Raw genomic sequence first — 9138 nt, forward strand, 5'->3', positions numbered from 1 at the left:
CGCCATTCCTTCCGGCTTCGACGGAGCCCGTTGCGGGGCAGTCGCCGTTCTGTTACTGTTCGGAGGCAGAATGGATAATTCTCGCCAGGACCGTCTCCCCGGTCCCGCCTTTCCCTCGCTCGGCGCTCAAGGACCTGTTTCCGTTCCCCCTTGGGAAGGCCCGCCGTCGCGCGGCGCCGCAGAGTCCTTGCGACGCCCATCGCCCCGGGAAGGCTCCGATGCCCCAGTTTCCGAGGAGGAACCCCTTCCTGTCCAATCCCGCGTCCTTCACCCTCCCGAGAAGGAGGAAAGCGACGGGGTCTTCCCCCTTTCCGCAGAAGGACTCGTCAAGCAGTTCGGCCACAGGCGCGTCGTCAACGGAGTCGACCTTCACGTTTGCCGGGGAGAGATCGTTGGGCTTTTGGGTCCGAACGGGGCCGGGAAGACGACGACCTTCTACATGCTCGTTGGCCTCATCCAGCCGACCGAAGGAGACGTCTTCATCGACGGGCAGAAGGTCACGCGAATGCCGATGCACATGCGGGCGCGCAAGGGACTGGGCTACCTTCCGCAAGAGGAGTCGATCTTTCGCAAGCTTACCGTCGAAGAGAACCTGATGGCGATCCTCGACTTTCTCGACGTCGACGCCGAGGAGCGGACGACTCGATGCGAAGCGCTCCTGGAGGATTTCGGCATCGCCCATCTTCGTCGCACCATGGCGCTGGCGCTGAGCGGAGGAGAAAAGCGGCGGCTGACCATTGCCCGCGCCCTGGCCACCGCCCCGACGGTCCTCCTCCTCGACGAACCATTCAGCGGCGTCGATCCCCTTGCCGTCGACGACCTGCAACAGATCGTGCTCGGCCTGCGAAACCGGGGCTTGAGCGTACTCATCAGCGATCACAACGTCCGAGAGACTCTGGCCATTGTCGATCGCGCCTACCTCGTCTGCGAGGGACGCGTGATGAGCCATGGTTCCAGCGACTTCCTGATCAACGACCCGGTGACCCGCGAACTCTACCTCGGTCCGCGCTTTTCGATGTGACCCAGTCGGATTTCCCGTGGGTCTGGAGCCGGCTGATTCCCGCAAAGATGGCCGACTGCTGGGTCGAGCGTCTCAATTTTCTGGGGTCCGGCTCCCTCGTCCTCCATCGGCTGGCGAGCCGCCCGACCATGCGGTTGGAAGCCTACCTGCCCGATCTTTCCACCGGCCGCGAGCTCCTCGACCATTACGGAGGAAAGCTGCGCAAGGCATCCTCCGCTTGGAGTCGAGCAACGGAGCAGAGCGAGCCCATTCGCATCGGGGGCAAGCTCTGGATCGTGCCGGAAACGGAAAGGGAGTTCGGGGAAAAGGCTTCTTCGGCGGGCGGGCGTCCCTCCCTGATCATTCCCGCCGGAATGGCCTTCGGCACCGGGAGACACGCCACGACGGGGATGATTCTGCGAGAAATGGTGACGATCCCGGATTGGTGCAAGAGCCACGTGCTCGACATCGGCACGGGCAGCGGCATCCTGGCCCTGGCCGCCAGGAAGCTCGGAGCGACCCGCATCTGGGCATTAGACACGGACCCGGCGGCACTCGCGGTGGCTCGCCGGAACGAGGAGGCCAACTTCCCCACCACCGCCATCCACTGGGTGAAAGCCGACTTGGCTCGCTGGCGGGATCAGGGGCCGTTCGATCGGATCGTGGCCAACCTCTATCTGACGCCGCTTTTGCAAGGGGCTGCCCAGCTGGCGGCCTGGCTCGCCCCCCAAGGTGTTCTTCTGGTCAGCGGGCTTCTGCGCGAGCAGGCCCCGGAGATCGAGGCGCGCTTCGTCCGGGAGGGCCTTCGGCTCCAAGGAAGAAAGCGTCGGGGCAAATGGACCATGCTCTGCTTCCCGCGCACCCTTCCATTGTCATTCGGCGAAAGCCCCGCTACCTTGATCCGACCGTGATGGATTATGTAAATCTCCTCAACGAAGAACAGCGCGAGGCGGTTATGGCCGCTCCAGGGCCGATCCTCGTCGTGGCGGGAGCGGGCAGCGGGAAGACCCGCGCCCTGACCTACCGAGTCGCCTACCTCCTGGATAACGGGGTCGAGCCCTCCCGCATCGTTTTGGCCACCTTCACCAACAAGGCAGCCCGGCAGATGCTCGAACGGGTCAGCCGCTTGATTTCCCATGGGACCGAGGCGATCTGGGGGGGGACGTTCCATCACCTTGCCCACCGGCTTCTGCGGCGCCACGCCGCCCTCGCCGGCTACGACCCGAGCTTCACCATCCTCGATCGGTCGGATTCGGCCGAGCTCCTATCCAAATGCTACGAGGAGATGAAGCTCTCCCGCAGCGAAGTCCATTTTCCCCGCCGCGAAGGCGCTCTCGAGATCTTCGGGCTGGCGGCCAATCGGGAGACACCGCTGGAGAAGTTGATCGCCGAAGAGTTTCCCCATTTCTCCGAGCAGACCGAACGGCTGGTCGAACTCTCGCGGCTCTACCGCAAGCGGAAACAGAAGGCATCGGTGGTCGACTATGACGATCTCCTTTCGGAAGCCGTCCGGTTGCTGCGCGATCAGAACGACCTCCGAGAGGAATACCAGAACCGCTTCCACCACATTCTGGTCGACGAGTACCAGGACACGAGCCGACTCCAGGCCGACTTCATCCATCTTTTGGCCGCCGGGCACCGTCAGATCATGGCCGTGGGAGACGACGCCCAATCGATCTATTCCTGGCGCGGGGCCGATATCCGGAACATGCTGGCCTTTCCCGAACGCTATCCCGACTCCCGCGTCCTCTACCTGCGGGCCAACTATCGCAGCACCCCGGAAATTCTTTCCCTGGCCAACGCCGCCATTGCGGCAAACCGGTTTCAGTTCCCAAAGGAGCTCGCCCCGGTCCGAAAGAGCCATCGCCTCAAGCCTGCGGTCGTCTGCTGCCCGACCGCGGGCGTGCAAGCCTCCTTCGTTGCTTCCCAGATCCAGACGCTACAAAGGGAAGGGCTCCCCTTGCAGGAGATCGCGATCCTCTATCGCGCCCATTTCCATGCGCTGGAAGTCCAGCTCGAATTGACCCGGGCGGGAATCCCCTTTGAAATTACAAGCGGCCTCCGCTTCTTCGAGCAAGCCCACCTGAAGGACGTCGCGGCCTTCCTGCGACTGGCGACCAACCCCCGCGACTCGGTCGCGTTTTTTCGGGTGGTCCGGATGTTCCCGGGAGTGGGAGAAAAGACGGCTGGGCGACTCTGGGAAGATTTTACTCAAAAGAGCGATCTCGCCTCGGTGGTTCCTCCCAAGTCGTGCGCCGCCGCGTGGAACCGATGGATTTCCCTCCAGCGGGAGATCGCCTCGCCGGAGCTCTGCCGCCTGCCTGCGTCCCAGATCGAGAAGGTGATCGACGGCTTCTATCGCGAGCATGTCGAATCGCAGCATGCGGACGCGGCCCACCGGCTGGAGGACCTCGCGCAGCTCGTCTCGTTCGCCGCCGACTTTCCGGACACCGAGAGCCTTCTCACCCAGCTGACCCTACTGACCAACACCGATCGTTCGAACTCTCCGGACGGAGTCCATCTCTCCACCATCCACCAGGCCAAGGGCCTCGAATGGCGGGCGGTCTTCGTGATCATGCTCGCCGACGGGCTCTTTCCTTCCAGCCGTTCCACCGAATCCCTCATCGGGGAAGAGGAGGAACGCCGGCTCTTCTACGTGGCGACCACACGGGCCCAGGACTATCTCTTCCTGATCTACCCGCGCTACCGCGCCTCCAGCTATGGAGAGAATTCCCTCCGTCCATCGCGCTTCCTTGTGGAGATTCCTCGAGACCTTTATAGCGATATCCGCACTTCGCGTGCGGGCGGAAGGCCGATCGAGTAGGTTATGATCGTTCTCAAAAGGAAGATCCCGGCAAATCATGGCGTCCCTCGATTTTGTTCACCTCCACGTCCATTCCGACTATAGTCTGCTCGACGCCACCTGCCGGATTCCGCAGATCGCCCTCGCCGCGCGGGAAGCGGGCATGCCGGCCGTTGCGCTGACTGACCACGGCAACCTATTTGGCGCAATAGACTTCTACAAATCATGCCGGGCAGCGGGAATTGAGCCGATCCTCGGATGCGAAGCCTACCTTGCCAGGGAAAGCCGCTTTTCCCGGAAGGGCCGGCAATCCGAAACGAGCCACATGACGCTTCTGGTTCGAAACGAAGAAGGCTATCACAACCTCCTCCGGCTCGCGACCGCCGCCTACTTGGAGGGCTTCTACTACAAACCCCGTATCGACAAAGACCTGCTGCGCGAGCACGGGAGGGGGCTGATCGGGACGAGCGGGTGCCTGAAAGGGGAAATCCCGCAACGCCTCCTCGAGGGAGATCTCGACGGTGCCCACCGGACGCTCGACACACTCGCCTCCTGCTTCGAGCCGGGCTGCTTCTATCTGGAAATCCAGAACCACGGTCTTCCCGAGGAAGAGATCGTCCGGGAAAAGCTCGCAAGGCTCTCCCGCGAGACGGGCCTTCCCCTGGTGGCCACCAACGACGTCCATTATATCCACAAGGAGGATGCCGATGCCCACGATGCGCTCCTCTGCATCGGGACCGGCGCCCGGCTGACCGACAGCGCGCGCAAGCGATATGGGGCTCCGGAGTTCTACTTCAAATCGGCCAAGGAGATGGCGAGCCTCTTCCCCGACCATCCTGAGGCTTTGGCCAACACGGTGCGGATCGCCGAGAGCTGCCGTCTGAATATCGCACTCGGAGGCACCCGCTACCCCTCCTTTTCTCCCCCTGCCGGAAAGAGCCAGGCGGCTTACCTCCGCGAGCTCTGCGAGAAAGGCGTGAAAAAGCGCTACGCGAGCCCGAGCGAGGAGCAGCGGCGGCGGCTCGACTACGAGCTCGAGGTCATCGAGAAGACCGGATTCGTCAGCTACTTTCTCATCGTCTGGGACTTCATCGACTACGCCAAGAGACAGGGCATTCCCGTGGGGCCGGGTCGAGGCAGCGCCGCCGGCAGCCTGGTTGCCTACGCCCTCGGGATCACCGATATCGACCCGATTCGCTACGGGCTCGTCTTCGAACGTTTTCTCAATCCGGAACGGATCTCCCCTCCCGATATCGATATCGACTTCTGCTACAATCGCCGCCCAGAGGTGATCGGCTATGTCCGCAAAAAGTATGGCGAAGGTTCCGTCGCCCAGATCATCACCTTCGGGACGCTCGGGGCGAAGATGGCCGTGCGGGACGTCGCCCGCGTCCTCGGGCTCTCCTATGGGCAAGCGGATCGCCTGGCCAAGATGATCCCCACCGATCCCTCGATGACGCTGGAGCGGGCCCTTCGGGAGAGCGCCGACCTTCGCTCCGAGAGCGAGCACGACGAGGACGCGCGGGAGGTTTTGCGGCTGGCCCAGTGCCTGGAGGGCTTGACGCGCCAGCCGGGCGTTCACGCCGCCGGGGTGGTGATTGCGCCCAGCGATCTCGTTCACTTCGTCCCGCTCGCTCGGGGCGAGCAGGAGGAAACCGTCACGCAATGGTCGATGGAGCCGCTGGCGGACGTCGGCCTCCTCAAGATGGACTTCCTCGGTCTCAAAACCCTTACCGTCATCTCCGACGCGCTCGCGGCGATCCGGGAGCACACCGGCACTTCGCTTGAGCCCGGCTCCCTTCCGCTCGACGACGGGCCTACCTACGATCTTCTCTCCGCTGGAAAAACCGTGGGGATCTTCCAGCTCGAATCTCCGGGAATGCTCGATCTCTGCCGCCGGCTCAAGCCGCGCAACATCGAGGATGTGATCGCGCTCGTCGCTCTCTACCGCCCGGGACCCATGGAGAACATTCCGGCCTATGCCGATCGGAAACTCGGCAAGATCCCGATCGAGTATGCCCACCCCCTGCTCGAGCCAATCCTCAAGGACACCTACGGGGTGATGATCTACCAGGAGCAGGTCATGCAGGCGGCAAGCATCCTCGCCGGATATTCGCTCGGGCAGGCCGACCTCTTGCGGCGCGCCATGGGCAAGAAAAAGCCCGAGGAGATGCGCAACCACCGCGATCTCTTCGTCCGTGGCTGTAGAGAAAAGAATGGGATTCCGGAGGAGCAGGCCGAAAGGATCTTCGACACCCTCGAAAAGTTCGCGGGCTACGGCTTCAACAAGGCCCATAGCGCCTGCTACGGTCTTCTTGCCTACCTGACCGCCTATCTGAAGACCCGCTACCCCGTCTTTTTCCTGAGCGCCCTGCTTTCCAATGAAATGGGGGACAGCGACAAGGTGGCCTCGCTGGTTGCCGAGGCAGGCCGGATGGGCATCCCGATTTTCGGGCCGGACGTCAACCGGAGCGAAGGCCGCTTCACGGTCGAAGACCAGGGAATCCGGTGGGGTCTAGCCGCGATCAAGAACGTCGGCATTGGCGCCGCGGAGAGCCTTGTCCAGGCGCGGAAGCAGAAAGCTTTTTCGTCCTTGGCCGATCTCTGTCTGCGCGCGACCGGACGGACTCTCAACCATAGGCTCTTGGAAAGCCTGATCAAGGCGGGGGCCTGCGACGGCTTCGGCCGATCGCGGGCAGAGCTCTGCTCCGAAATCGATCGCTCCCTCTCTTCGGCGTCAACGGCCGCCCGCGAGAGAGCCGAGGGGCAAGGGTCCCTTTTCGACCTCGCCCACTCTCCGTTGCCTCGGGGTGTGGATTCCGCGCTTCCCGAGTTTCCTCCCTCCCAGAAGCTCCGCTTCGAGAAAGAACTCTTGGGTGTCTATCTTTCGGGTCATCCGGTGGAAGAGATCCGGGACCAGCTACGCCCCTTCCGGACCGCGGAGATCCGCGCCCTCGCCGATCTTGCCGACGGAGCCCCGGTTCGGTTGGCCGGCATCCTCGCCCGAGTCGAGGTGCGAACGTCGACCCGCGACCGGCGACCTTTTGCACGGATGCAGCTGGAAGATTCCACCGGATCGATCGAGGCGATCGTCTTCCCCGACCTCTACACCTCTCTCTCCAAAGGGTGGGAGCCGGGCGAGATCGCCATCCTCTCCGGCACGATCTCCCGACGGGACAATGGACTCAGCATACGGGCCACGGCTCTTCATTCCCTCGCCGAGGCCCAGGAGCAGCTCGTCGAGGCCATACTCCTCCCTCTTTCGCTGGAGCATGGCTCGACCGAGCAATGGCAAGAGATCGGTCGCATCCTGAAGCAGTCGCCCGGGAAAATCGCGGTGCGCTTCCTCTGCCGCCGCAAGGACGGCGCCGCCGTCGAGATCGAGCCCTCGCGAAACTTTTTTGTCCACGTGAGCCAGGCGCTTCTCGATGCCCTCCGGGAATCCTTGGGCATGGGCGCCGTGACGCTTCTCGCCTCCTCTCCAATCCCGGCTCGCGTCCCCTCGCGCCGACGGAGCCGGGGAGGAGGGCCGGTTCCCTCCTCTCGTCCGACTTCCCCATCTTCCCTACATTCCGCCCCATGAACCCCACCTGCTCCGTCACTGTTTGCGCCGACAGCCGCTCCTATCCCGTTTGGATCGGCAGCGGCCTTCTGGGAGAAGTCGGCCCACGACTTTCCGCCCACTGCGGCTTGGGCACGCGCATCGCCCTCGTCGCCGATGCGGCTTTGCGGTCCTACGCGGAAGAGGTCCAGGCCTCTCTCGCAAAGGCCGGCTTCGACTCCGTGATCCTCTGGGTCCCTCCAGGAGAAGGGTCCAAAAGCCTCTCGCAGCTCGGCCTTCTCTTGGAGAAGCTGGCCGAGAGCCGAATCGATCGGAAGGGAGCCCTGCTCGCCCTGGGCGGAGGCGTCGTCGGGGATCTCGCTGGTTTCGCCGCTTCGATCTTCCTCCGCGGGATCGCTCTCTTTCAGCTTCCGACGACTCTCCTCGCCATGGTCGACAGCTCGGTCGGAGGAAAGACCGGCGTCAATCTTCCTCAAGGGAAAAATCTCGTGGGGACCTTCTATCAACCCCGGGCGATCCTCGCGGATCTCCAAGCCCTTTCCACGCTTCCCGAGCGCGAGATCCGCGCCGGCTTGGCCGAAGTGATCAAATACGGCATGATCGCGGATCCCGCGCTCCTCTCGACCCTCGACAAGAGCACGCTCGATTGGCAGGCCATCGTCCGACGATCCGTGGAGATCAAGGCGGCGGTGGTAGCGGAGGACGAACGGGAAATGACGGGAAGGCGCGCCGTCTTGAATTTCGGCCACACGGCGGGCCATGCCCTCGAAGCCGCGCTCGGCTATCGGACGCTCGTCCACGGGGAAGCCGTCGCCTTGGGCATGCGGGTGGCCACCCTTCTCTCCCAACGCCTCTGCGGGCTACCCGAATCGGCCGGCGCTCTTCTCGACCGGCTGCTCGTCCATCATGGCCTCCCGCGAACCGCGGAAGCGGTCCCCCTCGACCGGCTTCGAGAGGCCCTCCTGGTCGACAAAAAACGGGAACAGGAGGCCAATCGCTGGGTCCTGCTGCGCGCCCTGGGCGATCCCGCGCTCGTCGACGTCCCCGAGGATGAGATCGAGCGGGCGCTCGCCCTCATCGTCGATCGGTCCGAATGACCGAAAAGCGCCGCGCAAGCCCCTGGCTTTAGCCCAGGGTCTTTTGTTTTGGAGCTCATGCGGCGGCAAGGATGGCCAGACATTGTTTGGGACTGGAGAGGAGTCGTTCGCGGAACTGCGGGAGGGATTGTTCGCCGAGGCGTTCGGAGAGGAGCGAAAGGGGGGCGTTACGGATGAGCGCCAAGTTGGCCAGCAGGTTGGGCTGACGGGAACGGGAACGGTCTTCGCCCATCAGGACATCGCGTCGCCAATGATTGCGGATTTCGATCCCGCCCCAATGTCCTCGGATCAAGTTTAACCATTCTTGGGGAGAATATTGATCTGGTGGCGAGCTGGAGAGGTAGTAACGGGACTCGGTGGTGGTGATGCCGCTCTTTTTTAGCGTGCGTTGGCTGCGCACCACGATCAGGGCGCGGGCAAAGGGGAAGTCGACGGCCAGGGGCTCGATGGGGAAGGCATAAAGCTCGCGGGTTTCGACTCGGCCATGACCGGATTGGTTGTCGGTAAAAAGGGGGTGTCGGGCAAAGCATCCAAGGCTTGAGCCTCTTGGAGCAAACGAGGCTGATTTCCCTTGATCCCGAACAGGTAATCGCCCCCTTTTTCGACGATGAGACGGGCCTGGCGCCGCTGACAATGCAATGGGTCGGCCGTGATGATTTTGCCATCCAGGGCGGGC

The 9138-nt window shown here is 63.3% G+C and carries 6 protein-coding genes and 1 pseudogene; 5 read left to right on the forward strand and 2 right to left on the reverse strand.

Going from position 1 to position 9138, the window contains the following annotated elements; translation table 11 throughout:
• Nucleotides 1-70: 70 nt before the first annotated feature.
• The 5 genes from lptB to aroB are packed head-to-tail and all read left to right on the forward strand — an operon-like array spanning nt 71 to nt 8462.
• The gene (gene lptB / locus A37A_RS0102010) at nt 71-1021 is read left to right on the forward strand and encodes an LPS export ABC transporter ATP-binding protein (RefSeq protein ID WP_155996414.1); all 951 of its coding nucleotides are present in this window, start codon (nt 71-73) and stop codon (nt 1019-1021) included.
• The gene (locus tag A37A_RS17940) at nt 1018-1911 is read left to right on the forward strand and encodes a 50S ribosomal protein L11 methyltransferase (protein ID WP_018289876.1); all 894 of its coding nucleotides are present in this window, start codon (nt 1018-1020) and stop codon (nt 1909-1911) included. The genes lptB and A37A_RS17940 overlap by 4 nt, the downstream gene beginning before the upstream one ends.
• Nucleotides 1836-3824 carry an ATP-dependent helicase gene (locus tag A37A_RS15225; protein WP_231363725.1) on the forward strand — a complete coding sequence of 663 codons (1989 nt, stop codon included), beginning with the start codon at nt 1836-1838 and terminating at the stop codon, nt 3822-3824. Before A37A_RS17940 ends, A37A_RS15225 begins: the two co-directional genes overlap by 76 nt.
• 37 nt (nt 3825-3861) lie before the next feature.
• The gene (gene dnaE / locus A37A_RS0102025; RefSeq protein WP_018289878.1) at nt 3862-7386 is read left to right on the forward strand and encodes a DNA polymerase III subunit alpha; all 3525 of its coding nucleotides are present in this window, start codon (nt 3862-3864) and stop codon (nt 7384-7386) included.
• A complete protein-coding gene (gene aroB / locus A37A_RS0102030; RefSeq protein WP_018289879.1) occupies nt 7383-8462 on the forward strand; it encodes a 3-dehydroquinate synthase in 1080 nt (359 codons plus the stop codon). Before dnaE ends, aroB begins: the two co-directional genes overlap by 4 nt.
• 55 nt (nt 8463-8517) lie before the next feature.
• On the opposite strand, the gene A37A_RS21095 is transcribed toward aroB, so the two are convergent.
• Nucleotides 8518-8910, reverse strand: coding sequence for a transposase (locus A37A_RS21095; RefSeq protein ID WP_231363873.1), 393 nt, complete (start codon nt 8908-8910; stop codon nt 8518-8520).
• A pseudogene (locus A37A_RS19850) lies at nt 8868-9138 on the reverse strand (hypothetical protein); the annotation flags it as partial. The pseudogene A37A_RS19850 and the gene A37A_RS21095, both read right to left, overlap by 43 nt.

The sequence above is a fragment of the Verrucomicrobium sp. 3C genome, assembly GCF_000379365.1.
Taxonomy (GTDB): domain Bacteria; phylum Verrucomicrobiota; class Verrucomicrobiia; order Methylacidiphilales; family Methylacidiphilaceae; genus Methylacidimicrobium.

Bases quoted from the DNA above. Each gene is read 5' to 3' on its own strand.
- dnaE (WP_018289878.1), top strand. From the start codon at position 3,862: ATGGCGTCCCTCGATTTTGTTCACCTCCACGTCCATTCCGACTATAGT.
- aroB (WP_018289879.1), top strand. From the start codon at position 7,383: ATGAACCCCACCTGCTCCGTCACTGTTTGCGCCGACAGCCGCTCCTAT.
- A37A_RS15225 (WP_231363725.1), top strand. From the start codon at position 1,836: ATGGACCATGCTCTGCTTCCCGCGCACCCTTCCATTGTCATTCGGCGA.
- lptB (WP_155996414.1), top strand. From the start codon at position 71: ATGGATAATTCTCGCCAGGACCGTCTCCCCGGTCCCGCCTTTCCCTCG.